Raw genomic sequence first — 26,184 nt, 5'->3', positions numbered from 1 at the left:
AGCCCGACGGACACCAGAACAGTCGGCTTTGGTCGGTCACCACCCATCCTTTGTGAACTACCCATTTCAAGGGCGCCCCCTTATGATGTTCGCCAGACTTTTTACCCTGCGATGACCCATGGCTGATTCCGCTTTTTTCTGCTCCCTGTCCCACGAGGGCGTTCTCGCCGTCCGCGGCCCCGATGCCAGCAAGTTCCTTCAGGGCCAGCTGACCTGCAATCTCAATTACCTCAGTGATAGCCAATCCAGCCTGGGCGCCCGTTGCACCCAGAAAGGCCGCATGCAATCGAGCTTTCGCATCCTGCTCGAAGGCGATGGCTGCCTGCTGGCCATGGCCACCGAGTTGCTGGAGCCGCAACTGGCGGACCTGAAAAAATACGCCGTGTTTTCCAAGGCCAAGCTCAGCGATGAAAGTGCCCTGTGGGCGCGCTTCGGCCTGGGCAACGCCGATACCCTGCTGGCCGGTCTCGGGCTGGAACTGCCGCCGGAGGACGGCGCGGTCGCCCGCAACGACGGCCTGATCGCCATTCGTGTTTCAGCGGACCGGACCGAGCTCTGGGCCCCCGCAGATAAAGCTGAGGTCCTGCGCGAACAGCTGGCCGCGCAACTGCCCGAAGGCGACCTCAATCAATGGTTGCTGGGCCAGATCCGCGCCGGCATTGGCCAGGTCATGCCGGCCACTCGTGAGCTGTTTATCCCGCAGATGCTCAATCTGCAGGCCATCGGCGGCGTCAGTTTCAAGAAAGGCTGCTATACCGGCCAGGAAATCGTCGCGCGCATGCAGTACCTGGGCAAACTCAAGCGCCGCCTCTACCGCCTGGCCTTGAACGCCGAAGAATTGCCGGAACCCGGCACCCCGCTGTTCTCCCCGACCCACGGCAGCGCCATCGGTGAGGTAGTGATCGCCGCGCGTGCCGAACAAAACATTGAACTCCTGGCCGTACTGCAAGCCGAAGCTGCAGAGGATGGCAATCTCCATCTTGGCGCGCTCGAAGGTCCCGGGCTGCACCTGCTGGACCTGCCTTACCAGCTGGATCGCGATCGAGAAATCCAGCGCTGATCGCCGCAACTTCCTGCAATACCCCTAGAGAACAGAAATGAGTGAGCTGGCGGAAAAGGTCCAACAGGATTTGGTTGAGGCCATCGACAACGATGACCTGGTTCTGCCAACGCTACCGGAAGTGGCCCTGCAGATTCGCCGGGCTGCTGAAGATCCGGAAATCAGCGTCAGCACCCTGAGCAAAGTGATTGGCCGTGATACGGCGCTGTCGGCGCGCCTGATCAAAGTGGTCAACAGCCCCCTGCTGCGCGCCACCCAGGAAGTCACCGACCTGCACACCGCGATTACCCGGCTGGGGGTCAACTACAGCAGCAACCTGGCCATCGGCCTGGTCATGGAACAGATTTTCCATGCCCGCTCGGAGGTGATCGCGCAAAAGATGCATGACGTCTGGCGCAAAAGCCTGGAAGTGGCCGGAGTCAGTTATGCCCTGTGCCGCAGCCATACCCAGTTGAAGCCCGACCAGGCCGCCCTCGGCGGGCTGGTGCACCAGATCGGCGTGCTGCCGATCCTGACCTATGCGGAAGATCACTATGAGCTGCTGTCCGACCCGGTCAGCCTCAACCACGTGATCGAGCACATCCACCCATTGCTGGGCGACAAGCTGCTGCAAGTCTGGGAGTTTCCGGAACAGCTGGCCAAATTGCCGGGGCAGTACCTGGACTTCCAGCGCCAGTCCGCGCGCCTGGACTATGTCGACCTGGTGCAGATCGCCAGCCTGTATTGCCACAAGGACACCGACCACCCACTGGCGAAGATCGATATCCTCAGCGTGCCAGCCTTCAAAAAACTCGGGATCGACCCCGAGAACAAGGCAATGTGCAGCGATCTGGCCGAGTCGCAGTCAATGTTCTATTGAATCAATGCTCTACTGAACCTGTGCCACAAGCCTCTAGCCCGCGTTAAAACTCACCCGCACCTTCAGACCCGCCTGCGCGCCATCGTGCAGGCTGATCTGCGCCAGATGGGCACGACAGATTTCACCGACGATCGCCAGGCCCAGGCCGGAACCGGCGACATGGGGGTTGCGTCGGTAGAAGCGCTCGAATACCCGGTCGCGGTCTTCCAGGGGAATCCCCGGGCCGTCGTCCTCCACCTCCAGCACCGCCGGCGCGCTGACCCGCAGGATCACGTTTCCGCCCGGCTTGGTGTGGGCCAGGGCATTGTCCACCAGGTTGCTCAGCAGTTCGTTCAAGAGGGTTGGTTCGCCGCGCAGCCACACCGGCTCATCGGCTTCCAGGGCCAGGGCGATACCCCGGGCGTGGGCCAAGGGCGCCATGGCCATGCCCAACTCGCGGGCCAACTGGCTGAGATCAAGCAATTGCGCGCCGCCCTCGGCAATCGCCCGGGCGCCGTTTTCAATCCGCGCCAGGGACAACAGTTGATTGGCCAGATGGGTCAGACGATCGGTGCCCTGGGCGGCGCTTTCCAGGGTATTGCGCCAGGTCTCGGGCTCCGAGGCCCGCAGCCCCAATTCCAGGCGCGCCTTCAGCGCCGCCAGGGGGGTGCGCAATTCATGGGCGGCGTCAGCGATGAACTGCGCCTGACGCTCGAACTGGCCACGCAGTCGCTCGGTGAAGTGATTGAGCGCCCGCACCAAGGGCCACAACTCGCGTTGCACCTCGACCAGCGGCAAAGGCCGCAAGTCGTCGGGCTGGCGCTCCTCCACCGCGCTGCGCAAACGCTCCAGCGGACGCAACGCGGCGCTGACCGCGAACCACACCAGCAACAACGCACCGATGGCCAGCATGCCCAGGCGCAACAGGGTATCGGCCATCAGACTGCGCGCCATGCGGACCCGCGCCTCGTCGGTCTCCGCCACGCGAATCTCCGCCATGCCGTTCATGTTCGGCTCGCTGACCGCCTTGAGCAGGCTCACCACTCGGACGTTCTGCCCTTGATAAGTAGCATCGTAGAACCGCGCCAGCGCCGGATAATCGTCGGTGCGCGGCGTGCCCGGCGGCGGACCGGGCAGGTTTTCGTAACCGGAAATCAGCTTCTGATGGATATCGTTGACCTGGTAATAGATCCGCCCGGCACTGTCATAGGCGAAGGTATCGAGGGCGACATAGGGCACATTGGCGCTCAGGCCGCCGTCGCGCTGGGACAAACCGGCAGCGATGGTCCGGGCCGAGGCCAGCAAAGTCCGATCGTAAGCCGTGTCCGCCGCCTCGCGGCCGTTCCAGTAGGCACTCAGGCCGCTGGCCAGCATCAGCACCACCAGCAGCAGCGCCAGGTTCCACAGCAGGCGCCAGCGCAGGCTGCTGGGCCTATGCATCGCGGCTTTCCAGCAGGTAGCCAAGCCCGCGGAAGGTGACGATGGCCACCGGCTGGCCGTCGAGTTTCTTGCGCAAGCGATGGACATAGATTTCGATGGCGTCCGGGCTGGCCTCTTCATCCAGGCCGAACACCTGGGACGCCAGTTGCTCCTTGCTCATGACCCGCCCCGGCCGGGCGATCAGCGCCTCGAGTACCGCCTGCTCGCGGGAGGTCAGGGTCAGCAGCTCTTCACCCAGGGTAAAGCGCCGGGTATCGAGGTCGTAGGCCAGCACCCCGCAGCGCTGCACCCGCTCACCGCCGAGCACGCTGCGCCGCAGCAGGGCCTTGACCCGTGCTTCCAGCTCGGTCAGTTCGAAGGGCTTGGCCAGGTAGTCGTCCGCCCCCAGGTTGAGGCCGTGGACCCGGTCCTTGACATCGCTGCGCGCGGTCAGCATCAGCACTGGCAGGTTCTTGCCCCGGGCCCGCAGGCGCGCCAGCACTTCGAAACCATCCATGCGCGGCAGGCCCACATCAAGGATCGCCATGGCGTAATCCTCGCTGCCCAGGGCCAGGTCCGCGGCGACTCCGTCGTGCAGCACATCCACGGTCAAACCCGTGCTCTTGAGCGCCTGGGCGACACTTTCAGCCAGCTGCAGGTGGTCTTCGACGAGAAGCACGCGCATGGATTTCCTACCTCGTTCAGGGGATCGACGGCATTTTTTATTGCCGCGGAGTTTACAGCCGGGACCGCTGCTGTGAAGCCCGAAAACCGTGAAAGCCTGCTGAAAGGTTAGCGAAAGGTTGGCCCTTTAGAGTCCTGTCACGGATTGTTTCGACTTCCGTGGCTACCCCCGGTGGCATCCCGAAAAACGCCTCGAAGCGTTTTCGCCAATAAGAACAATAACGGAGTACAACACGATGCTGTCCATACAGCCTCAGGCTTGCCAGCCTGTTCGTTTTTCCCGTCTCAGCCACACCGCCCTCGCCAGCGCCGCCGCCCTTGCCGGTTTCTCACCGATCAGCCAGGCCGCCTTCTTCGAAGACAGCAGCGCCACCCTCGAAACCCGCAACATGTACTTCAACCGCGATTTCCGCAGCGGTACCAGTGCCCAGCAATCCAAGCGCGACGAATGGGCCCAGGGCTTCATGCTCAACCTGCAATCGGGCTACACCGACGGCACCGTGGGCTTTGGCGTCGACGCGCTGGGCATGCTCGGCATCAAGCTCGACTCCAGCCCCGACCGCACCGGCACCGGCCTGCTGCCGACCCACGACGACGGGCGCGCCGCCGACGAGTACTCCAAAGTCGGCCTGACCGGCAAAGTGAAAATCTCCGCCACCGAACTGAAGATCGGCAGCCTGATCCCGGAACTGCCGACCATCAAGCCCAACGACGGGCGCATCCTGCCGCAGACCTTCGAGGGCGGCCTGCTGACCTCCAGGGAAATCAAGAACCTGACCTTCACCGGCGGCCGCCTGGAGAAAGCCAAGGATCGCGACAGCACCGACTTCGAAGACATCGCCCTCAACAACAAGAACAGCCGCTTCGCCGGCACCGTCGCCGGCAAGCACTTCGACTTCGGCGGCCTGGACTACAAGTTCACCGACAAGATCACCGGCAGCTACCACTTTGCCCAGCTCGCCGAGGTCTACAACCAGCACTTCTTCGGCCTGCTCGCCTCGCAGCCGATGGGCCCGGGCACCTTCGCCACGGACCTGCGCTTCGCCGTCAGTGACGACCAGGGCCAGGCCCGCGGCGGCAAGATCGACAACAAATCCCTCAACGGCCTGGTGAGCTACGCCCTGAAGGGGCATAAACTCAGCGCCGGCTACCAGCACATGTCCGGCGACAGCGCCTTCCCCTACCTCGACGGGGCCGACCCGTACCTGGTCAACTTCGTGCAGATCAATGACTTCGCCGGCGCCGAAGAACGCTCCTGGCAAGCCCGCTACGACTACGACTTCGGCAAGCTCGGCATCCCCGGCCTGACCTTCATGACCCGCTACCTGAGCGGTGACAACATCGCCCTGAAAAACGGCGATACCGGCAAGGAATGGGAACGCAACACCGAGATCAAGTACGTGGTGCAAAGCGGCACCTTCAAGGACGTCGCGGTGCGCCTGCGCAACGCCACCTACCGCTCCAACTATTCAGCCCGCGATGCGGATGAAGTGCGCCTGCTGGTGAGCTACAGCCTGGCGCTCTGGTAATCGACCGACCTTGAGCAGGCGCCACGCCTGCCAAGGCCCCTGGCATGCAACACACAACAACAACTCCTGTGGAGACAAGCATGAACCCATCACTGCGTAAATTGGCCCTCGCCGCCGGCTGTATGCTGTTCGCCGGTCAACTGCTCGCCGCCGCCAGCGCCGAACCCAAGCGCCCGGAATGCATCGCCCCGGCCTCCCCCGGCGGCGGTTTCGACCTGACCTGCAAACTGGCGCAGAGCGCGCTGGTCAACGAAAAGCTGCTGACCAAGCCGATGCGCGTGACCTACATGCCCGGCGGTGTCGGCGCGGTGGCCTACAACGCGGTGGTGGCCCAGCGCCCTGCTGACGCTGGCACGCTGGTGGCCTGGTCCAGCGGTTCGCTGCTGAACCTGGCCCAGGGCAAGTTCGGCCGCTTCGATGAAAGCGCGGTGCGCTGGCTGGCCGCGGTCGGCACCAGCTATGGCGCCATCGCGGTGAAGAGCGACTCGCCGTACAAGACCCTCGACGACCTGGTCAAGGCGCTGAAGAAAGACCCGAGTTCGGTGGTGATCGGCTCCGGCGGCACCGTCGGCAGCCAGGACTGGATGCAGACCGCGCTGATCGCCAAGGCCGCCGGGATCAACCCGCGCGACCTGCGCTACGTGGCCCTGGAAGGCGGCGGCGAAATCGCCACTGCGCTGCTGGGCGGGCACATCCAGGTCGGCAGTACTGACATTTCCGACTCCATGCCGCACATCCAGAGCGGCGACATGCGCCTGCTCGCGGTGTTCTCCGACAAGCGCCTGGACGAGCCGGAAATGAAGGACATCCCGACCGCCAAGGAGCAGGGCTACGACATCGTCTGGCCAGTGGTGCGCGGTTTCTACCTCGGGCCGAAGGTCAGCGACGAAGACTACGCCTGGTGGAAAGACGCCTTCGACAAGCTGCTGGCTTCCGAAGAGTTCGCCAAGCTGCGCGACCAGCGCGAGCTCTTCCCGTTCGCCATGACCGGGCCGGAACTGGACGCCTACGTGAAGAAACAGGTGGCCGACTACAAGACCCTGGCCAAAGAGTTCGGCCTGATCCAGTAATCGCCCCTGTCTAGCGGTCCTGCCCCTTTCGCGGGGGCGGGGCCCAGGAGTTTCCCATGCTCTTACAACGCCTTTTCGCCTCGCTGCTGCTCCTGGTCTGCCTGGGCCTGGCACTGATGGCCTGGCCTTACCAGGCCGCCTTTTCCTACGAACCGGTCGGCCCGCGCGCCTTTCCCCTGCTGATGCTCGGCCTGATGGGCCTGGCGCTGCTGTACATGGTGTTTCGCCCGGCGCCGATCAAGCACAGCGAAGACGAGCCGCCACTGGACCGTGAAACCCTGACCAAAATCAGCATCTGTGTGCTCCTGCTGCTGATCTTCGCCGGCCTGTTCGAACCCCTGGGTTTCATTCTCAGCAGCATCCTGATCGGCATTCCGATGGCGCGCCTGTACGGCGGTCGCTGGGTGCCCAGCGCCGTGGTCACCACGCTGATGGCCATTGGTCTGTACGTGCTCTTCGACCGGGTGATGGACGTGCCACTGCCCCTGGGCCTGCTCGACGTTCTGGAGAACTGATATGGATACGCTTGGCTATTTGGGCCAGGGTTTCGGCGTCGCGCTGAGCCCCTACAACCTGGTCACCGCCCTGACCGGCACCCTGATCGGCACCGTGGTCGGCCTGCTCCCGGGCCTGGGCCCGATCAACGGCGTGGCACTGCTGATCCCGATCGCCTTCGCCCTCGGCCTGCCACCGGAGTCGGCGCTGATCCTGCTGGCGGCGGTTTACCTGGGTTGCGAATACGGTGGCCGGATCAGTTCGATCCTGCTGAACATCCCGGGCGAAGCCTCCACCGTGATGACCACCCTCGACGGCTACCCGATGGCGCGCCAGGGCCTGGCCGGGGTGGCTCTGTCGCTGTCGGCCTGGAGCTCGTTCATCGGCGCCTTCATCGCCACCTGCGGCATGGTGATGTTCGCCCCGCTGCTGGCGAAATGGGCGATCGCCTTCGGCCCGGCGGAGTACTTCGTGCTGATGGTGTTCGCCATAGTCTGCCTCGGCGGCATGGCCGGCGATCGTCCGATCAAGACCTTTATCGCCGCGCTGATCGGGCTGTTCCTGTCGTCGGTCGGCATCGACGCCAACAGCGGCGTGTACCGTTTCACCGGCGATAACATCCACCTCACCGACGGTATCCAGTTCGTGGTGCTGGTACTGGGCCTGTTCTCCATCAGCGAAATCCTGTTGCTGCTGGAAAAAACCCATCGCGGCCAGGAAGCGGTGAAAGCCACCGGGCGCATGATGTTCAACTTCAAGGAAGCGGCGTCGGTGTTCGTGGTGAACATCCGTTGCGGCCTGCTGGGCTTCATCATGGGCGTCTTGCCGGGTGCCGGCGCGACCCTGGCCAGCGCCGTGGCCTACATGACCGAAAAACGCATCGCCGGCGCCAGCGGCAAGTTCGGCCAGGGCGACAAGCGCGGCCTGGCGGCACCGGAAACCGCGATCGGCGCCTCGGCCTGCGGCGCCCTGGTACCGATGCTGACCCTCGGCGTCCCGGGTTCGGGCACCACCGCGGTGATGATCGGCGCCCTGTCGCTGTACAACATCACCCCGGGTCCGCTGCTGTTCCAGCAGCAGCCGGACATCGTCTGGGGCCTGATCGCCTCGTTGTTCATCGCCAACATCATGCTGGTGATCCTCAACATTCCGATGATCCGCGTCTTCACCCGCATCCTTGCCGTGCCGAACTGGGCCTTGGTGCCGGTGATCGCAATCATCACCGGGATCGGCGTCTACGCGGTGCACGCCACCACCTTCGACCTGTTCCTGATGGTCGGCATCGGCATCTTCGGCTACATCCTGCGCAAGCTGGATTTCCCGCTGTCGCCAGTGTTGCTGGGCTTTATCCTCGGCGGGTTGATGGAACAGAACCTGCGTCGCGCACTGTCGATCTCCAACGGCGCGATGGAAATCCTCTGGTCCAGCCCGATCACCGTCGGCGTCTGGGTGCTGACCGTGATCATGCTGCTGATGCCGATGATCCGCATCTGGCGCAAGCGCTCGGCCCTGCAACGCGCCGTGGCCGATGTCTGAGGTCAGCTTCAAACAGTGGTGGGGTACGCCCCTGGTCGGTCTGGTCGGCGGTTACCTCGCCAGCCAGATCGGCTGGCCGCTGCCGTGGATGGTCGGCTCGTTGCTGGCGATCATCCTGGTGCGCTGCCTGACGCCCTGGCAACTGGGGGAAATCCCCGGCGGCCGCAAATGCGGGCAATGGGTGGTGGGGATCGGCATCGGCCTGCACTTCACCCCGGTGGTGATGGAGCAGGTCATGAGCCACTTCGGCCTGATCTTCTTCGGTGCCCTGGTCACCAGCCTGTCCAGCGTGGTCGGGGTCTGGCTGCTGCGGCGCACTGGTGAGGACCGGGCCACCGCGTTCTTCTCCAGCATGCCGGGCGGCTCCGGCGAGATGGTCAACCTCGGCGCGCGCAACGGCGCGGTGCTCAGCCGCGTGGCGGCCGGGCAGAGCCTGCGGGTGCTGGTGGTGGTCTTGTGTGTACCAGCGGCCTTCAAGTACCTGCTCGGTGAAGGTGTGCCCCAACTGCATCCGGCCAGCGTCGATTGGCGCTGGCTGGCCGTATTGTTTCCGGCGGGCGCCCTGCTCGCCTGGCTCTGGCAACGCCTGCGCCAGCCCAACCCCTGGCTGTTCGGGCCGCTGCTGGTCAGCGCCGCGGTCAGTATCGGCTGGGACCTGCATATCGGCCTGCCGGACGGCGGCAGCCAGATCGGCCAGTGGCTGATCGGCAGCGGCCTGGGTTGTCACTTCAATCGCCAGTTCTTCCGTCGCGCGCCCTCATTCATGGGCCGCACCCTGATCGGCACGGCGCTGACCATGCTGATCGCCAGCCTCGCGGCCGTGGCCCTGAGCGCCTTGACTCATCTGGACTTGCGTTCGCTGACGTTGGGCATGATGCCCGGCGGCATCGCGGAAATGAGCCTGACGGCCGAGACCCTGCAACTGTCGGTGCCGCTGGTGACGGCGATGCAGGTGATGCGCTTGCTGTTCGTGCTGTTTCTGGCCGAGCCGCTGTTCCGGCATTGGGACAAGAAACCGGACTGAAGCCGGTCCCCTGTAGCCGCTGCCGCAGGCTGCGATCGACCCCGAAGGGGGCGCGATGTTCAGCGTCGCCGAGGTCCTTCGGACCTATCGCAGCCTGCGGCAGCGGCTACAGGGTTTTGCGTTGATTCTGTAGGAGCGAGGCTTGCCCGCGATGACGGCCTTCACCCCCCCATCAAACCGCCGGCAACCGCCATTCGATCGGCGTCTCGCCATTCTGCTCGAGGTACTTGTTGGTCCGGCTGAAATGCCCGCAACCGATAAAGCCGCGGTAGGCCGACAGGGGCGACGGGTGCACCGAGGTCAGCACCAGGTGCTTGGTGGCATCGATCAGCTTCTGCTTGCTCTGGGCATGGGCCCCCCACAGCAGGAACACCAGGTGCGGCTGGTGCTCGCTCACCACTTCGATGATCCGGTCGGTGAAGTGCTGCCAGCCCCTGCCCGCGTGAGAAGCGGCGTTGGCCCGTTGCACGGTCATGGTGGTGTTGAGCATCAGCACGCCCTGGTCGGCCCAGCTCTGCAGGTAGCCGTGGTTGGGCATGTCGATGTTCAGGTCGCGCTTGAGCTCTTTATAGATATTCACCAGGGACGGCGGCGCCGGTACGCCCGGCTGCACCGAGAAGCACAGGCCGTGGGCCTGGCCCGGGCCGTGGTAAGGATCCTGGCCGAGGATCACCACCTTGACCTTGTCCAGCGGGGTCGAATTCAGCGCATTGAAAATCAGCGGGCCCGGCGGGTAGATCTCCTTGCCAGCGGCATGTTCCTGACGCAGGAACTCGCGCAACTCCGCCATATAAGGCTGGTCGAATTCGGCACGCAGCGCCTGCTTCCAGCTGGGTTCGAGTTTGATACGGTCGTCATCGGTCATGGTTGCACCCGGTAAAATCAATGGGCGCACCCTAGGAAAGCCCACCACGCTTGTCAATTGATCTGACGCAGAACCGCCACTTTCGCCTATAGCGATCATACTGAACGCTCAAATTCCCGATCGAGGTCACGATGAATCTGCACTTCGAAGAACTCACCGGCACCGACGGCGCGCGCATCGCAATTGCCAGCCTGGATGCCGAACACTCCCTCAACGCCTTGTCCCTGCCAATGATCCATCTGTTGAGCGACCGCCTGGAAACCTGGGCCAAGGACCCGCAAGTGGTCTGTGTGCTGTTGCGCGGCAACGGCGCCAAGGCCTTTTGCGCCGGCGGCGAAGTGCGCAGCCTGGTCCAGGCCTGCCTGGCCCACCCCGGCGAAGTACCGCCGCTGGCCGCGCAGTTCTTCGCCGCGGAATACCGTCTCGACTACCGTCTGCACACCTACCCGAAACCGCTGATCTGCTGGGGCCACGGCTATGTGCTCGGTGGCGGCATGGGCCTGCTGCAAGGCGCCAGCATTCGTATCGTCACACCGAGCAGCCGCCTGGCGATGCCGGAAATCAGCATCGGCCTATACCCGGATGTCGGCGCCAGTTGGTTCCTCTCGCGCCTGCCAGGCAAGCTCGGGCTGTTCCTCGGCCTGACCGGCGCGCACATCAACGGCCGCGACGCCATCGACCTGGACCTGGCCGACCGCTTCCTGCGAGACGACCAGCAAGAAGCGCTGATCGACGGGCTGCTGCAGCTCAACTGGCAGGAACAGACGCCGATGCAGCTCAACAGTCTGCTCAAGGCCCTGCAACAGGAGGCCGTCGAACAAATGCCCGCTGCCCAGTGGCTACCACAGCGCCAGCAGATCGACGAGTGGCTGGACGTCAGCGACGTACGCTGTGCCTGGCGAGCCATCAGCCAGTTGCACAATCACTCCGATGCCCTGCTGGCGCGGGCGGCGAAAACCCTCAGCGAAGGCTGCCCGCTGACCGCCTGCCTGGTCTGGGAGCAGATCCAGCAGGCCCGGCACCTGTCCCTGGCCCAGGTGTTCCAGATGGAATACACCCTGAGCCTGAACTGCTGCCGGCATCCCGAATTCAGCGAAGGGGTGCGGGCGCGCCTGATCGACAAGGACCACAAGCCCCGCTGGCACTGGCCGGACATCAACAGCATTCCCGACGCCGTGGTCGAGGCGCATTTCCACAAGGCCTGGGAAGGCCGTCACCCCTTGGCGGATCTGTCGGACTTCTGAAAACCAGCCATGAAAAAGCGGCGCTCCAGGCGCCGCTTGTTTGTTATAGGCAGATCAGCGGTTGTGATGGCGGTCACGACGGTGATCGTCGCGACCACGATCGCTCCAGTCTCGACCACCCCGCCGGCCGTCAAAGTCACGGCGGCCGTCATGGCGCCGATAGTCGTTGTTCCAGCCCTGGCGGTGGCCATCCCAGCCACGGTTCGGGTAGGCGCGATAAACGGCCCGCGGCGCCGACTGGTAGTAACGCGGTGCCGGTTGGTAATACCGGGGCTGGTAGTACCGTGGCGCTGGTTGGTAATAACGCGGCGCGTAATAGCCGCGGCCGGAAGAATAATAGGAACCGCCGTAGTAGACCGGCGCCGGCGTCGTATAGACCTCAGAGCGGTAGTAAGTGGAACCTCCGTCGTAGTCGTAATAGGGAACGCAGGCAGAAAGAGCCAAACCCAGGAACGCAGTGAGAAGAATTCGACGATACATGGCGGCCTCCTGGACCGCTGATGGGCCATGCCAGCGACGCTGGCCGGCGGCAGCCAAGGATGTTCTGGCTGACGGAATATCTGACCGCGAAAACCGGGTCTGGTGCAATTTCGGTTACACCTTGATACAAGTCGCCAGACAAGGATTTTGGATCCGAAAACGCCCGGTTTTCGCGGGCTGCGTGCCATTGCTGGCGAGCGATCAAATGGCGCAGCTACCCGTCGGCGCGGCCACTAGAATGCTTGCATCGGGTCACTGCCACGGAGTCGCCCATGCCGCTTAGCTCCCCGCTGTATTCGCAACGCTGGCTGATCATCACGCTCATCGCGCTGCTGGGCGGCGGTTTTATGGCCACGTCCTTGCTCAGCTATTACGCCTCGCGAACCTCGATCCGCGACAACATCGTCAACACCGAGCTGCCGCTGACCTCCGACACCGTGTATTCGGAGATCCAGAAAGACCTGGTACGACCGATCCTGATTTCTTCGATGATGTCCCGCGACACCTTCATGCGCGACTGGGTGATGGCTGGCGAACGCGATCCCGAGCAGATGACCCGCTACCTCAATGAGGTGATGACCCACTACGGCACCTACACCGCCTTCTTCGTCTCCAACAGCAGCCTGACCTACTACCACGCCAAGGGCGTGCTGAAGAAAATCGCTCCTGATACCCCCCGCGACGCCTGGTATTTCCGGGTCCGCGACATGGCCACCCCGTATGAAATCAACGTCGATCCGGACCAGGCCAACCAGAACAACCTGACGTTTTTCATCAACTACAAGGTCTACGACTACCAGGACAACTTCATCGGCGCCGCCGGTGTCGGCCTCAAGGTCGATGCAGTGATCAAGCTGATCGACCGCTACCAGCAGCGTTATCAGCGCAGCGTGTATTTCGTCGATACCCAGGGCCGGATCGTCCTCACCGGGGCCGAAGGCGGCCCGCAGGGCGCTCGGGCCGGACAGTTGCTGTTCGAACTGGAAAACCTGCGCGACCTGCAGGCCAGGCTGCCCAAGCCCCACAGCGGCAACTACGAGTACAGCGCCCCAGACCAGCGGCACTTCCTCAATGTGCGTTTCATTCCCGAGCTGAACTGGTACCTGTTCGTCGACAAGCGCGAGGACAGCGCCCTGGGCGATATCCGCCGCTCGCTGTACCTCAACCTGCTGATCTGCCTGGCGATCACCCTGATCGTGCTGACCCTGCTCAACCGCGTGGTCAGACGTTTCCAGCGCAAGATCGAAACCCAGGCCACCCTCGACAGCCTCACCGGCCTGCCCAACCGCCGCGGCTTCGACTTGCTGGCCGCCCAGGCCATGCTCGAAGCCCAGCGTGAGCCCAAGCCGCTGGCCGCCCTGCTGCTCGACCTGGACCACTTCAAACGCCTCAACGACACTTACGGCCACCTCGCCGGCGACCAGGTGTTGAGCGGCTTCGCCCGGCACCTGGCAAGCTGCCTGCGCCAGTCCGATATCGTTTGCCGTTGGGGCGGCGAAGAGTTCATCGTGCTGCTCAAGGACACCGACAGCGCCACGGCGCTGAAGATCGCCGAGAAAATCCGCCTGCTGATCGAGCAACAGCGCTACGCCTACGAGGGCAAGAATATGCGGCTGACCGTCAGCATCGGCGTGACCTCGCTGCAGGCGGACGATACCCTGCACAGCCTGCTATCGCGCGCCGACCATGCGATGTACCGTGCCAAGCAGACCGGCCGTAACCGAACCTGCGTGGAAATGCCTCACTCCCGTTATGAATGAACCGACCCTGAACAACCCCAGCCTCTGCCCGGCCTGCGGCGCCCGCAACGACTGCAGCCTGGCCGACCCGCGTACCGCCGACCAGGCCTGCTGGTGCTACAGCGTGAGCATCGACCCGGCGGTGCTCGAAGCCCTGCCGCCGGAGCTGCGCGATCGCGCCTGCCTATGCCCGCGCTGTGCCCGGGTCGATGCGCAACTGCAAGCGGCCGCCCGGCCGATCCCGTAAGATGCGCAGCCTTTTGCCAGCCTGCCGATAGCCATGCGCGTTGACCGTTTCCTCAGTAACCTGCCCCGCTTCAACCGCCAGCAGGTGCGCCTGCTGCTGGTGGCAAAGCGCATCCGTATCGACGGCCAGGTGGTCAGCGATCCCCATGCCGAGGTGCGCGAGTTCAGCCGGGTCGAGCTCGACGACGAAGTGCTGCAGGCCGGCAAGCCGCCGCGCTATTTCATGCTGCACAAACCCATGGGCTGCGTCAGCGCCACCCGCGATCCCGAACACCGCACCGTGCTCGACCTGCTGGACGAACCGGACAAGCACGAGCTGCACATCGCCGGTCGCCTGGACTACAACACCACCGGTTTGCTGATCCTCACCAACGATGGCAGCTGGTCGCGGCGCCTGACCCAGCCGCAGACCAAACTGCCGAAGCGCTACTACGTCGAGACCGAACAGGACATAGGCCCGGAGTACGCCGAGACCTTCGCCCGGGGCCTGTACTTCGCTTTCGAGGACCTCACCACCCTGCCCGCCGAGCTGCAGATCCTCGGCCCCCGATGTGCGCGGCTGAGCATCGTCGAAGGCCGCTACCACCAGGTCAAACGCATGTTCGGCCATTTCGACAACAAGGTCTTGCGCCTGCACCGCGAGCGCATGGGGCCGCTGGCCCTCGACGAAAACCTGGCGCCCGGCGAGTACCGGCTGCTGACCGATGAAGAAATCCGCCTGGTCTGAGCGCCTACAATTTCCGTAGCCGCTGTAAGCCATCGACGATGCCATGACCATTCAGCCGAAGTTGTCGAACAATTTACCAACGGCACTTGCGAGACGGCGTTCTCCCTGCTTGAATCAGTCCGTCGGCCGAAATGTGACCGATGAGTCACGAACATACTTCTAAGAAATCCTTTGCCGTCCGAGCCGCCTGTGCTCATTCCTGTTGTCCGGCAAATTGCCCGCCTATAACAACACCCGTCGACCATCTGTGCGGATCGACATGGGCTAAAGAATTCCAGGCGTATGCCTACCTGTCACAAATCTCGTGCACCCTCGGTTGCGCGCATACCCGCTTGCCAGGAGTCTTATGACATGAGGCCAGAAATCGCTGTGCTGGATATACAAGGTCAGTATCGGGTTTACACGGAGTTCTATCGCGCAGATGCCGCAGAAAAGACCATCATTCTGGTCAACGGCTCAATGGCCACCACCGCGTCTTTTGCGCAGACCGTGAAGAACCTGCATCCGCAATTCAATGTGGTGCTCTACGACCAGCCCTATGCCGGTCGTTCGAAAGCCCACAACAGGCACGAGAAAATGCTCACCAAGGAAGTCGAGGGGCTGATCCTGCTGGAGCTGATCGACCACTTCGCCGCCGAGCACGTGATGTCGTTCTCCTGGGGTGGCGCGCCGACGCTGCTCGCCCTGGCACAACGCCCGCGGCGCATTGAAAAGGCGGTGATCAGCTCGTTCTCGCCAGTGATCAACGAGCCGATGCGCGACTACCTCGAACGCGGTGTCGATTACCTCGGTAGCCTGGACCGAGACCGTGTCGGACACCTGGTCAACGAGACCATCGGCAAGCACCTGCCGTCGCTGTTCAAGCGTTTCAACTATCGTCACGTCAGCACCCTGGCCGAGCATGAATACGGGCAGATGCACTTTCACATCAGCCATGTCCTCAACAGCGACCGCCAGTGCTACTTGAAAGCGGCGAAGAACATCGAGGTACCGGTGCTGTTCATGAACGGTGAATGGGACGAATACACCGCCGCCAATGACGCCCGGCTGTTCGGCAACCATGTCCGACACTCGACGTTCAGCACCATCCAGGCCGCCGGGCACTTCCTCGACATGGAACACAAGGCCGCCTGCCGGGACAGCCGTAACGCGCTGATGGGGTTCCTCAAACCGACCCAGCACACCAGTCGTCCGCGCTATCACTACCTGCAGGACCACCATGCCCTGGCTATCTGAAGTGGCGTCATCGCGAGCAACTCGTCCCCTGCCCCTGGAGCGAGCTTGCCCGCGATAGACCGCAAGCCGGTCTTCGTCCCGTCGCCGCAATGACGGCGTAGAAGCGTGCCTGCGTGCATTTCCCGCCGCTTCGCAAACACAGGCCCGGCAAAGAAAAACTTCAAATCCGCGCGCACTTCTGGTACAAAGTCAGCCGCTCCGAGCGGGTGTCGTATAATGGCATTACTCCAGCTTCCCAAGCTGATAACGAGGGTTCGATTCCCTTCACCCGCTCCACTTCATTCGAGTCCAGCGTCAGGCCCTGCCGACGCGGGATGCAGAAACAAAAAAACCGGTCCTCGAGTGACCGGTTTTTTTATGGGCGCTTTATTAAGCTGCGGCCACGATAAACGAGCGCGGAAATGGCAATAGCCCTGAATAGCCCCGTGCTGTCCTCCAACGCCTCGGCCGGGTTCGCTCATCTTCAAAGATGACCATCGAGTACTCCTGTCGGTCCTCAACGCAATCAGCTTGGCCAGTACTTCGGCAGATATCGCGGTTCGAGAAGGATCCTGCAACACAGCCAGCGCTTTTATCCGCCGCGTTCCAAACTCGCTCTTTCTACACTTCAGCCTGCGGAGTTCCCCTGCCAACGACCGTCGGGCGGGCCAGGTATTGAACACATTTTTTTGGTAGGTATAGTAACCACCAGCATCACAAGGAGGTGATGTGAACAGTCGGTATTTGATCGGCCAAATCGTCGCAGACGGTTGGTATCTGGTCAGGGTCAGAGGCAGTCACCATCATTTCAGGCATCCCAGTAAACCGGGGCTGGTGACAGTGCCACATCCCAAAAAGGACCTGCTGAGAAAAACCGCCATCAGCATTCTGAAACAGGCGCTGCTTATGTGAAGGTGATTCACCGCGCCCTGGAGGTTCCGCACATGCTTTACCCGATTGCAATTTCAATGGGCGATGACGAACACGCCTGGGGGGTGGAAGTCCCCGATATTCCTGGCTGTTTCTCGGCCGGTGACGACCTCGACGACGCCATGGCCATGGCCCGCGAAGCCATCGAAGGGCACTTTGAGATTCTCGCCGAAGACGGTGCCCCCATCCCGCACGCCAACAAGGTCACCCTGCACGCAGCCAACCCTCAGTACGCAGGCTGCACCTGGGCGCTGATCGACATCGATGTCACCAAGTACCTGGGCAAGGCGCAGAAGCTCAACATCACCCTGCCCGGCTACTTGCTGAACCGCATCGACGAATACGTGCTGCATCACCCGGAAGCCAAGAGCCGCTCGGGGTTTCTCGCCTCAGCTGCACTGAAGGTATTGCAGCAAGACTGAACACGCCGCCCTGACCGAAGAACGTGAGCGGCCAATAAGGCTGTTGGTGGCCGCTCAACGCTGGACCGGCTAGCGCTCGCGCAAAAGAAGAATCGGCCCGGCGTGGCCGATTCTTTTGTCCCCCTGCGCTACCTCGGCAACGAACTGCAAACGAATATAAGCAAGGACCCATTCGGTATTTAAAGTCGCCCCACCCGCCCCGTTATAGTCGGCCCTCCCCAGGTTAAACAGACAGGAGGCCCAGGTGGCCAAGTCTTCTCCGTTGTTCGACTCGCTGCAGGCCGATATCGACGCCCTGGCCAGGCAACTGGGCGTCAGCTCGATCCTGATCATGCGTTCGCTGCCCCAGCACATGCAGGTCGAAGCCTCGGGCGGGCGGCATGAGGATACTTATCCGATTGGTGCCCAGGGCCAGAAAAGCAGCCTCGCGCACAACGGCCAGGCGCTGTATTGCGAGCGCGTGGTGGACAGCGGCCAGCCGCTGTACGTCAAGGATTCGCGCCTGGAAGCCGAGTGGGCAGGCAACGAGGACGAGGTCGAATTCGGCCTGAGCAACTACCTGGGTTACCCGGTGCGCGATGCCGATGGCGAGGTGTTCGGCACCGTCTGCGCGCTGGATGAAAGCGCCAGGCAATACAGCGCCGAGGAACAGGCCGCGCTGGAGGCGTTCCGGCAAAAGGTCGAGGCCCTGCTCGCCCGTTCGCCGCGATGAAACTTTAGTCGTACAGGTCGCCCACAGGCACGCGCGGACGAGTACGGCTAAGCCCAGGTCGCATTCGACGCATCGGCAACGCTCGAAACTTCTACGATGAACCCTCGCCTTTCACCGTAGAGACCGCCCATGCGCCTGATCCTGCTCGCTCCCTTGCTCGCACTTTCGTTGGCCGCCGGCAGTTGCCTGGCGGGCCCGTCGTTCGATCGTCTCTACGCCTTCGGCGACAGTTACTCCGACAACGGCGCCAGCGACCGCTTGACCCGGGACATGCTCGCCCAGCAGTTCAAGGACGCCCAGCAGCTGCCCGGCGAGCTGTATTGGCAAGGCCGCTGGAGCAACGGCCCGACCGCCGTGGAAGTGCTTGCCAAAAGCCTGCGGTTGCCCCTCACCGACCACGCCGTTGGCGGCGCGAAAAGCGGGCAGAACAATTACTACGCCTGGATGACTGCGTACCGCGACACAGGAGTGAGCGGGCAGATCGACGACTACCTGGCCAACACCAAAGGCCAGGCCGACCCTCGCGCGCTGTACTTCATCTTCATCAGCGCCAACGATTTTTTCGAGCATGCCGACTTCGGCCACAAGGAGCCGATCGACGAACTGGCCACCAGCAGCATCGACCATATCCAGAATGCCGTCAGTCGTCTGGCCAAGGCCGGCGCCAGGCATTTCCTGGTGGTCGGCAGCACCGACCTGCGCCATGCCCCGGCGGTGGTGGCCAGCGGGCAGAGCGAACAGGCGCTGCGCTATCAACGGATACTTGAACGGCAACTGCCGTCGCTGCTGGTGGCCGAGAGCAAAAAGCTCAATGTAAAAATCACCTACTTCGACCACATCGCCTTCAGCGATCAACTGCGCCGCCGGCCTGCCGAGCATGGCCTGGCCCAGCTCGACCGACCGTGCCAGCCGACCTATCCCGAGGTGAAGCCGGCGTGCGCCCATCCAGACGAATATTTCTATTGGGATGAATGGCACCCGACCCGCAAAGTCCATGCCCTGGCGGGCGAAGCCATGGCCAAGACCCTCGGCCAGGCCCGCTAAGGCACAGCCTCGCCGGCGAGCAGCAGGCCTGCCCTAGACGCAAAGCTGCAACGGGAACCGGTTCGCCCCGCTCCAGGCCAGGAAGCGTTCCTGCAGCATCGGCCTGGCGAGGAAATAACCCTGGGCTTCATCGCAACCGAACGTGTAGAGCATCTGCAAACATTTGAAACTCTCGATGCCCTCGGCCACGGTGCGATAACCCAGCTCGCGGGCCAGGCTGATGATCGAGCGGGTGATCTTCTGGTGCTGGGTGTTGCGCTCAAGGTCGGTGATCATCGATTTGTCGAGTTTCACCACGTTGGCCGGGATCTGGTGCAGGTAGGCAAAGTTGCTGTAGCCAGTGCCGAAATCATCGATGGCCACGTCCATGCCCAGCTCGCGAATGCGCGTCAATTGCGCCAGGACATTCGGGTTGGAACGCAGCCACTCGCCCTCGGTGATCTCCACTTCGAGCCGCCGTGGGTCGATGCCATGCAGCTCACAGGCGCGGCGGATCAGCTCGGCGATATCCTGGTCCTCGAAATCCTTGGGCGACAGATTGATCGACAGCTTGCAGCTCTCGGGCAGACCCCAGGTGCGCAACTTGCTCAACACCGTATCGATGACCCAGCGGGTCACCTGATGAATCAGGCCGTTGCGCTCCATCACCGGAATGAACTCGGCGGGCGAGATCGGCCCCAGCCACGGATGTTCCCAGCGCAGCAAGGCTTCGGCACTGACCTGGGCTCCGTCGGGCAGGGCGAAGCGTGGCTGGAACATCAGGTAGATCTGGCCACTGCGCAAGGCGTCGTTGAGGTCCGACGCCAGGTTGAACGCGCGGCGCTGGGCGTGATCGCGCCCGGCATCGTAATGCGCCCAGAAACTGCGCCCGGCCATGGCCAGCTCCAGGGCGAACATGGCCTTGCGCAAGGCATCGTCCACCGACTGGGTATCGATCTCGAACTCCACGGTTCCGGCGCAGACCGTGGGAATCATGGGAAACCCCAGCCCGGGCGGCTGGCGACGCAGGCGACTGACCAGAGCATCGAGCAGTCTATCGAGCCCCTCGGCCGGCGCCGGCAGCAGGAAGCCGAAGCGCTTGACCGACACGTGATAGACCCGCACATGCCGCCCCAGGTACTCCTGCAAACGCAGCGCGAGAAAACGGATGATGGTCTCGAAAGGCGCCAGCCCCAGGGCCAGGGTCAGTTCGTGGGCCACCTTCATGTCCAGGGCATCGATCAGCACCAGCACGCGCTGTTCGCCGATGTGGTGCTCGACCAGCTCACGCAGGTCGCTCTGGAACTGCTCGCGATTGGCCAGGCCGCTGACCGGGTCGCGACGACGCTGGCGCTGGCGCTGCTCGACCTGCTCCATGACCATCGCCGCCATGTCCCGCAACTGCTGGCGTTCGACGATGCTCAACTGCTGCTCGACCTTGTCGATGATGCACAGGCTGCCGATGGCATAACCGGACGCGGTCAACAGCGGCGCCCCGGCGTAAAAGCGGATGCCCTGGCCTCGGGTCACCAGCGGGTTGTCCTGGAAGCGCGGATCGAGCGCCGCGTTGCGCACCTCCAGCACTTCGCGGCCTTGCACCGTGAAGGCGCAGAACGACTGGCTAATGGGGGTCTGCGGCTCATCGAAACCCACCCGCGACTTGAACCACTGACGATCACGGTCCACCAGGCTGATCAAGGCGGTAGGCACCTTGAAGTACTCGGCCGCCATGCGGCAGATCCGGTCGAAATTCTCGCAACTGGCGGTGTCCAGCAACTCCAGGGCATGCAGGGCGGCCAGGCGCCGCTCCTCGGCAATCGCCTTATCGGGCATACACGACCTCGGGCCGGGACAACGCGATCATCACAATAAACAACCTATTCGCAGGGAGGCTGGAGGGGGAGCGACGGGGATGAAAGCGATAGTGGCATTAGGACATCCCGGCCACCAGAATGACTGACGGGCAGGCGCTTGCCAAACCCATCCGTCGGACGAACGGTATTGGTTACAAAAAAGCTTGGTTCTCAAGAGCTTCGGTCTAGAGCGCTTCGAGGGTTGACGACGTTGCTCTCAGGCGCCGAAACGAGCGATCGCCGCATCGACGAAGTGCCGCAGCTTGGCGGTCATCTGCCGGTCCGGCCGGTACAGCAGATGCATCGCGCGACTCGGCGCCTCATAGCCGGGTAGCAACTGCACCAACTCCCCCGCGGCCCGCGCCGGTTCGAGAAAATCCGCCGGCCCCAGGATGATGCCGAAGCCATCCACGGCCGCCGACAGCAGGGCCTTGCTCTCGTTGACCTGCAAGCGGCTGCGCACCTGAACCTCATGTACCTGGCCGTCGCGGCGGAACTGCCATTGGTTGTCCGCCGGCCGCGACCAGTAGGCGTACCCCAGGCACTCATGCTGTTCGAGATCGGCCGGCACCCGTGGCGTGCCCCGGGCGGCGAGGTAGGCAGGTGCCGCGCAGGCGATCAGGCGATAGGGCGCCAGCGGCCTGGCGGTCAGGCTGGAGTCGGCCAGCGGGCCGATACGAAAGGCCGCCTCGTAGCCCTCCTCCACCAGGTCGATGTAGCGATCGGTGAGGTGCAGGTCGATTTCCACCTGCGGATGCTCGCGCAGAAACGCCGTCACGAACGGCATGAGGCTGTAAGAACCGAAGGTCACCGGCGCACTGATGCGCAACTTGCCCCGGGGCGTGGTGTTCATGATCTGCGCCAGGGAATCGGCAGCCTGGGCTTCGCCGAGGATGTGCTTGCAGCGCTCGAGGTAGGCACTGCCCAGCTCGGTCAGGCTCTGCCGGCGCGTGGTGCGGTTGAGCAGGCGCGCGCCCAGCCGCTGCTCCAGCGCCGCCACATGCTTGGCGACCATCTGCGGCGACAGTCCCAGGCGGGTCGCCGCACGAGCGTAGGAACCGCTTTCGGCGGCCGCGACAAAGGCCTCCATGCTGGTCAGACGATCCATCATTCAACACTCCCAGTAACGAGACCAAGTACCAGGCGCTTATTTATCGCCATCTGGTGGCGAATCATCATAGCCGCTCGACCCTTTCAACGGAGCATGGACATGCGTATCGGCATTATCGGAGCAGGTTTTATCGGGCGCGCCGTGGCGCAACTGGCCCTGGCGGCGGGGCATGAGGCGATGCTCAGCAACTCCCGCGGCCCGCAGACCATGAGCAGCGTGGCCAGCGGCATTCGCGGCAGCCGCATCGGCAGCGTCGAAGACGCCGTACAGTTCGGCGAGCTGGTGCTGGTGGCCATCCCGCTGGCCCATTACCGTAGCCTCCCCGCGGCCCTGCTGGCCGGCAAGACGGTGCTGGACGCCAATAACTATTACCCAAACCGCGACGGCCATATCGAAGCCCTGGACCGCTTCGAAACCACCACCAGCCAATTGCTCGCCGAACACCTCGAAGGCGCCAGGGTGGTGAAGGTGTTCAATGCCATCCTCGCCCAGGACCTGCTGACCGACGCCCGCTCCAGTGGCGCCCCTGATCGCCGCGCCCTGCCGATTGCCGGCGACGATCCGCAGGCCAAGGCGCAGGTCGTGCAATTGCTCGACGAGCTGGGTTTCGACACGGTCGATGGCGGCGGCCTGGCGGACAGCTGGCGTTTCGAACGGGCCAAACCGGCCTACTGCATCCCGCTGGATAAACCGGGGCTGCGCGCGGCCCTGGCACAGGCGCAACGAGAAGTCGAACTGCCCGAAGGTTCGTGGCGCTCCTGACGCCAAGGCATGCAGCGTTCTGCGAGCGCAAAAAAAACGACCCGTTCGGGTCGTTTTCATAGGTTTGCCTGTGTGCCGGTTCGCCTTCGCTCAACTGGCCCAGCCACCCGCATGCAGGTGCCAGCCATCGCCGCGACGCTCCCAGAACGGGTGCACATAATGGTACCCGGGACGCAACGGCTCCCAGTGACCATGGACCGCCACATACTGCCGGCCATCCCAGTGCCAGTAAGCCCTGGACCAGACATAACCCGGGCGATGCATGGGCTCGACTTCGATGACCCGCACCGGCGGTGGCTGCGGCGCAACCACCTCGGCGTATTCCACCGGCGCCGCGCGTTCGACCACCCGCCGCTCATGCACCACCCGTTCCTGCACACACCCGGAGGCCACTACGACCACCGCCACCAGAGCCGTGTAACGTAACAACATGCTGCCTCCCCGGCGCTTGACGCCGACGCTTGAACTGCTGACAACGCCCCCTGCAACCACCCGGCTCCTGCCAGGCGTAAGACGTGTTTTAACAGCTCGAAACTGTCTGCTAGCTGAACTTGATAGCAGCAGGCAGATAGCGGCAGCAAGGTGGCGACAAACGGCCAGTCAGCGGCGGCAGATCAACGTCCTCGGGCGTCGAAATCCGCCCGGGTCATCTCGAAAAACTTGCTCGGCAGTCCCTCGAACTCGCCATCGCGCACAAAACGAAAACCCAGCTTGCGCGCCACCCCCAACGAGGCCTCGTTCAAGGCATGGGCATCGGCGACGATGCGCTCGACCCCCGTCCCGAGAAAAGCGTGCTCGACGATGCGCCCCGCCGCCTCGGACGCAACACCCCTGCCCCACGCCCGGCGCACCAGGCGCCAGCCCATTTCCAGTTCCGGGCCGACAGCCTCGTAGGGAATGAACGACACCCAGCCGAGAAACTCCTCCGGCGCGGACTTGGCAAAGATCGCCCAATAGCCGCAGTGCTCACCAAAATCGCGCTCCATACGCGAACGCACGAAATCGCGGTGCTCCTCGCCACCGTCCCAGGGGCCAGGAAGGTAACGGGTGACGTGCGGATCGAGGTCCATGGCGATGCACGCCTCGAAGTGTTCGAGGGTACGCGGGCGCAGCAACAGGTTGGGGGTTTCGAAGTGAAGGTTCATCAACTGGATATCCGTATTCAGGAAGATTGAAACGAGCGATGAACGATAACAAAGTCCCCCCTGCTATCAGCTATAATTTCCCATCACTCGCACAGAGGGGCCGGATATGGAAAAGCTGAGTTTTCAAGCTAAAAAAGCCTACTTCGCCAAGCATCGTAAATCCAACTTCAGCGCCAGTCTGCGCCTTGAAGGTTTCGCCACATCGCTCAACGATGAGGAATGCAAACTGCCCTCCCGCAAAGCAGCACTCAAAGCCGTTCAACAACTCAAAGTGTGAATACCGACAAGTACGGCGTTGGCCATGACCCGGATTGCTACCCGGGAACCGATGTCCTGAAAAACCTCCTGGATTTGCGTGATGAGCGAGACCTCAACGAGGCAGAACGCTATCTCACCGAGAAGTGCGCAACGCAGTTCGAATTCCAGGAACCGCCCTACAGTCTGGCAACCTTGAAAGACATCCATCACACGCTGTTTTCGCGGATCTACAGTTGGGCAGGCGAACTGAGAACAGTGAAGATCAGCAAGGGTGGCAATCAGTTCTGTATCCCCGAGCGCATCGAACCGGAAGCGACCAAAGAATTCAGCCGGCTCAAGGCTGCAGGCTGGTTTGACGGTTATTCACGTGAACAGCTGGTAGTTGCCTGCGCCGAGTCTTACGGAACGATCAACGTCCTGCATCCCTTCAGGGAAGGCAACGGGCGAACCCAACGCATCCTTTTCGAATGGATCATCGTCAACGCCGGCTATGAAATCGATTGGTGGGCGGTTGACCAACAGGAATGGGTTGCAGCCAACATCAGTTCATTCCACGGCAATGATCACCATCTGAATCAGATATTCGAGCGCTGCATCGGTATGCCGATTCAAGAAGACGTTCATTCATAGCCCGGAACTGAAACGATCACTTGTTGAACGATTACGGCCCCTCTGTAGATGAGCTTGCTCGCTACAAGAATCGCGGTTACTGCGCCAACAGCGCCTGGATATCGTTGAACAGCGCGCGGGGGATCTTTACGCCGTGTTGCGCGCTGCGGGCCCTGGCTTCGAAACGCCGCTGCGACGGCAGCCGCGCGCCCTGCCCCGTGATGGCTGCGAACAGTCCTTCGGCGCGTTCCAAACCCTTCTCGTAGTCCTGCCCCAGAAACACCTGCGGATCGAACGCCAGGATCAGCTCGCCATGGCAAGGCGCGGCGCCGACGCCGGCGTCGAAGGCCATGGACTCGGCGCTGGTGAGGTCGCCGATCAGGGCGCCGGCCAGCAGTTCGATCATCGCCGCCAGGGCTGACCCCTTGTGCCCGCCGAAGGTTTGCATGGCGCCTTGCAGGGCCGCCCTGGCATCTGTGGTCGGTTGGCCCTGGGCGTCGATGGCCCAGTGTTCGGGGATGGCCTTGCCTTGGCGCGCGTGCAGTTCGATATCGCCGCGGGCGATGGCGCTGGTGGCGAAGTCGAACACGAACGGCTGGCCCGCCGGCCGTGGCCAGGCGAACGCCAGGGGGTTGGTGCCAAACACCGGCTTGCTGCCGCCGGCCGGCGCCACCCAGCTGTGGCTGGGGTTCATGGCGATGCCCACCAGCCCCTCGGCGGCGATGGCCTCGACCTCCGGCCACAGAGCGGAGAAGTGGAAGCACCGCTTGATCGCCATGGCCGCCAGCCCCTGGCTACGGGCCTTTTCCGCCAGCAATGGCAAGCCGGTCTGGAACGCCAGCAGGGAATAACCGTAGTGCGCATCCACCTCCAGCACGCCCGCGGAAATAGGCCGCAGGCTCGGCTCAGCCAGCGGGTCGACCTTGCCCTCGCGCACGGAGCGCACACACCCCAGCAGGCGGTACACGCCGTGGGAATGGCACTCGTCGCGCTGGCCCTGGGTGATGACCTCGGCAATGGCCCGGGCATGGGCATTGGACAGGCCGTGGCGGGTCAGCACCTTGAGGGACAGGTCATGGACTTCGGCGAGGGAAAGAGTGACGAGATCGGACATGGGGCTTGTGCTCCGATAAAAACCGTGGGGGCCGGGAAACCCGGCCCTATGGGGTTGAAGGTGAGAACGCCGCA

General features: G+C 63.1%; 28 protein-coding genes and 1 tRNA gene. 20 read left to right on the top strand and 9 right to left on the bottom strand.

What is annotated here, in order from left to right; all coding sequences use genetic code 11:
* Positions 1-118: 118 nt before the first annotated feature.
* Together ygfZ and AC07PQ_RS11940 are read left to right on the top strand one after the other, a co-directional pair.
* The gene (gene ygfZ, locus AC07PQ_RS11945; RefSeq protein ID WP_007930226.1) at positions 119-1,060 is read left to right on the top strand and encodes a CAF17-like 4Fe-4S cluster assembly/insertion protein YgfZ; all 942 of its coding nucleotides are present in this window, start codon (positions 119-121) and stop codon (positions 1,058-1,060) included.
* Positions 1,061-1,097: 37 nt separating this feature from the next.
* Positions 1,098-1,919, top strand: a complete 822-nt coding sequence (locus AC07PQ_RS11940) for an HDOD domain-containing protein (RefSeq protein ID WP_007930224.1) — start codon at positions 1,098-1,100, stop codon at positions 1,917-1,919.
* 33 nt (positions 1,920-1,952) lie between these two features.
* Here the strand turns inward: AC07PQ_RS11940 and AC07PQ_RS11935 are convergent, their stop codons facing one another.
* The gene (locus tag AC07PQ_RS11935) at positions 1,953-3,338 is read right to left on the bottom strand and encodes a sensor histidine kinase (protein ID WP_007930222.1); all 1,386 of its coding nucleotides are present in this window, start codon (positions 3,336-3,338) and stop codon (positions 1,953-1,955) included.
* Positions 3,331-4,002: a response regulator gene (locus tag AC07PQ_RS11930; RefSeq protein WP_007930220.1), complete on the bottom strand. Its 672-nt coding sequence runs from the start codon at positions 4,000-4,002 to the stop codon at positions 3,331-3,333. The genes AC07PQ_RS11935 and AC07PQ_RS11930 overlap by 8 nt, the downstream gene beginning before the upstream one ends.
* A gap of 235 nt (positions 4,003-4,237) precedes the next feature.
* Here AC07PQ_RS11930 and AC07PQ_RS11925 point away from each other — a divergent pair, with 235 nt between their 5' ends.
* From AC07PQ_RS11925 to AC07PQ_RS11905, 5 genes are all read left to right on the top strand, one after another.
* Positions 4,238-5,530, top strand: a complete 1,293-nt coding sequence (locus tag AC07PQ_RS11925; RefSeq protein WP_493185551.1) for an OprD family porin — start codon at positions 4,238-4,240, stop codon at positions 5,528-5,530.
* A gap of 80 nt (positions 5,531-5,610) precedes the next feature.
* Positions 5,611-6,600, top strand: a complete 990-nt coding sequence (locus AC07PQ_RS11920; protein ID WP_023968150.1) for a Bug family tripartite tricarboxylate transporter substrate binding protein — start codon at positions 5,611-5,613, stop codon at positions 6,598-6,600.
* A gap of 56 nt (positions 6,601-6,656) precedes the next feature.
* Positions 6,657-7,115, top strand: a complete 459-nt coding sequence (locus AC07PQ_RS11915; protein WP_007930215.1) for a tripartite tricarboxylate transporter TctB family protein — start codon at positions 6,657-6,659, stop codon at positions 7,113-7,115.
* Position 7,116: 1 nt separating this feature from the next.
* Positions 7,117-8,631: a tripartite tricarboxylate transporter permease gene (locus AC07PQ_RS11910; RefSeq protein ID WP_007930213.1), complete on the top strand. Its 1,515-nt coding sequence runs from the start codon at positions 7,117-7,119 to the stop codon at positions 8,629-8,631.
* Entirely contained in the window at positions 8,624-9,655 is a 1,032-nt protein-coding gene (locus tag AC07PQ_RS11905) for an AbrB family transcriptional regulator (protein WP_397443712.1), read from the top strand. Before AC07PQ_RS11910 ends, AC07PQ_RS11905 begins: the two co-directional genes overlap by 8 nt.
* A 172-nt stretch (positions 9,656-9,827) precedes the next feature.
* Here the strand turns inward: AC07PQ_RS11905 and ung are convergent, their stop codons facing one another.
* On the bottom strand, positions 9,828-10,520 hold the full coding sequence (ung, locus tag AC07PQ_RS11900; protein ID WP_007929398.1) for a uracil-DNA glycosylase: 693 nt from the start codon (positions 10,518-10,520) through the stop codon (positions 9,828-9,830).
* A 131-nt stretch (positions 10,521-10,651) separates the two neighbouring features.
* On the opposite strand from ung, the gene dspII reads away from it, so the two are divergent.
* Positions 10,652-11,764: an enoyl-CoA hydratase/isomerase DspII gene (gene dspII / locus AC07PQ_RS11895; protein WP_493185550.1), complete on the top strand. Its 1,113-nt coding sequence runs from the start codon at positions 10,652-10,654 to the stop codon at positions 11,762-11,764.
* A gap of 54 nt (positions 11,765-11,818) precedes the next feature.
* Here the strand turns inward: dspII and AC07PQ_RS11890 are convergent, their stop codons facing one another.
* Positions 11,819-12,244 (bottom strand): hypothetical protein, encoded by a 426-nt coding sequence (locus AC07PQ_RS11890; protein ID WP_007929400.1) that lies wholly within the window; start codon positions 12,242-12,244, stop codon positions 11,819-11,821.
* 272 nt (positions 12,245-12,516) lie between these two features.
* Between AC07PQ_RS11890 and AC07PQ_RS11885 the strand changes: the two genes are divergently transcribed.
* From AC07PQ_RS11885 to AC07PQ_RS11845, 9 genes are all read left to right on the top strand, one after another.
* Positions 12,517-14,004 carry a sensor domain-containing diguanylate cyclase gene (locus AC07PQ_RS11885; RefSeq protein ID WP_493185549.1) on the top strand — a complete coding sequence of 496 codons (1,488 nt, stop codon included), beginning with the start codon at positions 12,517-12,519 and terminating at the stop codon, positions 14,002-14,004.
* 7 nt (positions 14,005-14,011) lie between these two features.
* Positions 14,012-14,230: a cysteine-rich CWC family protein gene (locus AC07PQ_RS11880; RefSeq protein WP_274306756.1), complete on the top strand. Its 219-nt coding sequence runs from the start codon at positions 14,012-14,014 to the stop codon at positions 14,228-14,230.
* A 33-nt stretch (positions 14,231-14,263) separates the two neighbouring features.
* Positions 14,264-14,956 (top strand): pseudouridine synthase, encoded by a 693-nt coding sequence (locus AC07PQ_RS11875; RefSeq protein WP_274305793.1) that lies wholly within the window; start codon positions 14,264-14,266, stop codon positions 14,954-14,956.
* Positions 14,957-15,307: 351 nt separating this feature from the next.
* Entirely contained in the window at positions 15,308-16,192 is an 885-nt protein-coding gene (locus AC07PQ_RS11870) for an alpha/beta fold hydrolase (protein ID WP_007929412.1), read from the top strand.
* 202 nt (positions 16,193-16,394) lie between these two features.
* Positions 16,395-16,468 (top strand) — tRNA-Gly (locus AC07PQ_RS11865).
* Between the two features lie 432 nt (positions 16,469-16,900).
* On the top strand, positions 16,901-17,083 hold the full coding sequence (locus AC07PQ_RS11860; RefSeq protein ID WP_007929414.1) for a type II toxin-antitoxin system HicA family toxin: 183 nt from the start codon (positions 16,901-16,903) through the stop codon (positions 17,081-17,083).
* Between the two features lie 32 nt (positions 17,084-17,115).
* Positions 17,116-17,523 carry a type II toxin-antitoxin system HicB family antitoxin gene (locus tag AC07PQ_RS11855; protein ID WP_007929416.1) on the top strand — a complete coding sequence of 136 codons (408 nt, stop codon included), beginning with the start codon at positions 17,116-17,118 and terminating at the stop codon, positions 17,521-17,523.
* Between the two features lie 244 nt (positions 17,524-17,767).
* Complete coding sequence (locus AC07PQ_RS11850; RefSeq protein ID WP_007929417.1) at positions 17,768-18,235, top strand: GAF domain-containing protein; 468 nt, start codon at positions 17,768-17,770, stop codon at positions 18,233-18,235.
* A 129-nt stretch (positions 18,236-18,364) separates the two neighbouring features.
* Complete coding sequence (locus AC07PQ_RS11845) at positions 18,365-19,279, top strand: SGNH/GDSL hydrolase family protein (RefSeq protein WP_493185548.1); 915 nt, start codon at positions 18,365-18,367, stop codon at positions 19,277-19,279.
* Positions 19,280-19,312: 33 nt separating this feature from the next.
* Here the strand turns inward: AC07PQ_RS11845 and AC07PQ_RS11840 are convergent, their stop codons facing one another.
* Together AC07PQ_RS11840 and AC07PQ_RS11835 are read right to left on the bottom strand one after the other, a co-directional pair.
* Positions 19,313-21,091, bottom strand: a complete 1,779-nt coding sequence (locus AC07PQ_RS11840; protein ID WP_493185547.1) for a sensor domain-containing phosphodiesterase — start codon at positions 21,089-21,091, stop codon at positions 19,313-19,315.
* 237 nt (positions 21,092-21,328) lie between these two features.
* Positions 21,329-22,219, bottom strand: a complete 891-nt coding sequence (locus tag AC07PQ_RS11835; protein ID WP_493185565.1) for a LysR family transcriptional regulator — start codon at positions 22,217-22,219, stop codon at positions 21,329-21,331.
* A gap of 102 nt (positions 22,220-22,321) precedes the next feature.
* Between AC07PQ_RS11835 and AC07PQ_RS11830 the strand changes: the two genes are divergently transcribed.
* Positions 22,322-22,984, top strand: coding sequence for an NADPH-dependent F420 reductase (locus tag AC07PQ_RS11830; protein ID WP_007929422.1), 663 nt, complete (start codon positions 22,322-22,324; stop codon positions 22,982-22,984).
* A gap of 90 nt (positions 22,985-23,074) precedes the next feature.
* Here the strand turns inward: AC07PQ_RS11830 and AC07PQ_RS11825 are convergent, their stop codons facing one another.
* A complete protein-coding gene (locus tag AC07PQ_RS11825) occupies positions 23,075-23,416 on the bottom strand; it encodes a YXWGXW repeat-containing protein (protein ID WP_087089123.1) in 342 nt (113 codons plus the stop codon).
* A 182-nt stretch (positions 23,417-23,598) separates the two neighbouring features.
* Entirely contained in the window at positions 23,599-24,129 is a 531-nt protein-coding gene (locus tag AC07PQ_RS11820) for a GNAT family N-acetyltransferase (RefSeq protein WP_493185546.1), read from the bottom strand.
* A gap of 106 nt (positions 24,130-24,235) precedes the next feature.
* On the opposite strand from AC07PQ_RS11820, the gene AC07PQ_RS11815 reads away from it, so the two are divergent.
* Both AC07PQ_RS11815 and AC07PQ_RS11810 read left to right on the top strand, forming a co-directional pair.
* The gene (locus tag AC07PQ_RS11815; protein WP_007929425.1) at positions 24,236-24,406 is read left to right on the top strand and encodes a YhfG family protein; all 171 of its coding nucleotides are present in this window, start codon (positions 24,236-24,238) and stop codon (positions 24,404-24,406) included.
* Complete coding sequence (locus tag AC07PQ_RS11810; protein ID WP_007929427.1) at positions 24,403-25,017, top strand: Fic/DOC family protein; 615 nt, start codon at positions 24,403-24,405, stop codon at positions 25,015-25,017. The genes AC07PQ_RS11815 and AC07PQ_RS11810 overlap by 4 nt, the downstream gene beginning before the upstream one ends.
* A 76-nt stretch (positions 25,018-25,093) precedes the next feature.
* Here AC07PQ_RS11810 and AC07PQ_RS11805 read toward each other — a convergent pair whose 3' ends face one another.
* Positions 25,094-26,110 (bottom strand): Ldh family oxidoreductase, encoded by a 1,017-nt coding sequence (locus tag AC07PQ_RS11805; protein ID WP_493185545.1) that lies wholly within the window; start codon positions 26,108-26,110, stop codon positions 25,094-25,096.
* Positions 26,111-26,184 lie beyond the last annotated feature (74 nt).

It is taken from the genome of Pseudomonas sp. GW821-FHT09E12, from assembly GCF_059416085.1.
This window is presented reverse-complemented; position numbering and strand designations above follow the sequence as displayed.

Coding starts and splice junctions, on each gene's coding strand:
- AC07PQ_RS11910 (WP_007930213.1), top strand. CDS start 7,117: ATGGATACGCTTGGCTATTTGGGCCAGGGTTTCGGCGTCGCGCTGAGC.
- AC07PQ_RS11930 (WP_007930220.1), bottom strand. CDS start 4,002: ATGCGCGTGCTTCTCGTCGAAGACCACCTGCAGCTGGCTGAAAGTGTC.
- AC07PQ_RS11925 (WP_493185551.1), top strand. CDS start 4,238: ATGCTGTCCATACAGCCTCAGGCTTGCCAGCCTGTTCGTTTTTCCCGT.
- AC07PQ_RS11855 (WP_007929416.1), top strand. CDS start 17,116: ATGCTTTACCCGATTGCAATTTCAATGGGCGATGACGAACACGCCTGG.
- AC07PQ_RS11885 (WP_493185549.1), top strand. CDS start 12,517: ATGCCGCTTAGCTCCCCGCTGTATTCGCAACGCTGGCTGATCATCACG.
- AC07PQ_RS11805 (WP_493185545.1), bottom strand. CDS start 26,110: ATGTCCGATCTCGTCACTCTTTCCCTCGCCGAAGTCCATGACCTGTCC.
- AC07PQ_RS11835 (WP_493185565.1), bottom strand. CDS start 22,219: ATGGATCGTCTGACCAGCATGGAGGCCTTTGTCGCGGCCGCCGAAAGC.
- AC07PQ_RS11890 (WP_007929400.1), bottom strand. CDS start 12,244: ATGTATCGTCGAATTCTTCTCACTGCGTTCCTGGGTTTGGCTCTTTCT.
- AC07PQ_RS11905 (WP_397443712.1), top strand. CDS start 8,624: ATGTCTGAGGTCAGCTTCAAACAGTGGTGGGGTACGCCCCTGGTCGGT.
- AC07PQ_RS11915 (WP_007930215.1), top strand. CDS start 6,657: ATGCTCTTACAACGCCTTTTCGCCTCGCTGCTGCTCCTGGTCTGCCTG.
- AC07PQ_RS11845 (WP_493185548.1), top strand. CDS start 18,365: ATGCGCCTGATCCTGCTCGCTCCCTTGCTCGCACTTTCGTTGGCCGCC.
- AC07PQ_RS11815 (WP_007929425.1), top strand. CDS start 24,236: ATGGAAAAGCTGAGTTTTCAAGCTAAAAAAGCCTACTTCGCCAAGCAT.
- AC07PQ_RS11820 (WP_493185546.1), bottom strand. CDS start 24,129: ATGAACCTTCACTTCGAAACCCCCAACCTGTTGCTGCGCCCGCGTACC.
- AC07PQ_RS11840 (WP_493185547.1), bottom strand. CDS start 21,091: ATGCCCGATAAGGCGATTGCCGAGGAGCGGCGCCTGGCCGCCCTGCAT.
- AC07PQ_RS11825 (WP_087089123.1), bottom strand. CDS start 23,416: ATGTTGTTACGTTACACGGCTCTGGTGGCGGTGGTCGTAGTGGCCTCC.
- AC07PQ_RS11935 (WP_007930222.1), bottom strand. CDS start 3,338: ATGCATAGGCCCAGCAGCCTGCGCTGGCGCCTGCTGTGGAACCTGGCG.
- AC07PQ_RS11875 (WP_274305793.1), top strand. CDS start 14,264: ATGCGCGTTGACCGTTTCCTCAGTAACCTGCCCCGCTTCAACCGCCAG.
- dspII (WP_493185550.1), top strand. CDS start 10,652: ATGAATCTGCACTTCGAAGAACTCACCGGCACCGACGGCGCGCGCATC.
- AC07PQ_RS11830 (WP_007929422.1), top strand. CDS start 22,322: ATGCGTATCGGCATTATCGGAGCAGGTTTTATCGGGCGCGCCGTGGCG.
- AC07PQ_RS11870 (WP_007929412.1), top strand. CDS start 15,308: ATGAGGCCAGAAATCGCTGTGCTGGATATACAAGGTCAGTATCGGGTT.
- AC07PQ_RS11920 (WP_023968150.1), top strand. CDS start 5,611: ATGAACCCATCACTGCGTAAATTGGCCCTCGCCGCCGGCTGTATGCTG.
- ung (WP_007929398.1), bottom strand. CDS start 10,520: ATGACCGATGACGACCGTATCAAACTCGAACCCAGCTGGAAGCAGGCG.
- AC07PQ_RS11940 (WP_007930224.1), top strand. CDS start 1,098: ATGAGTGAGCTGGCGGAAAAGGTCCAACAGGATTTGGTTGAGGCCATC.
- ygfZ (WP_007930226.1), top strand. CDS start 119: ATGGCTGATTCCGCTTTTTTCTGCTCCCTGTCCCACGAGGGCGTTCTC.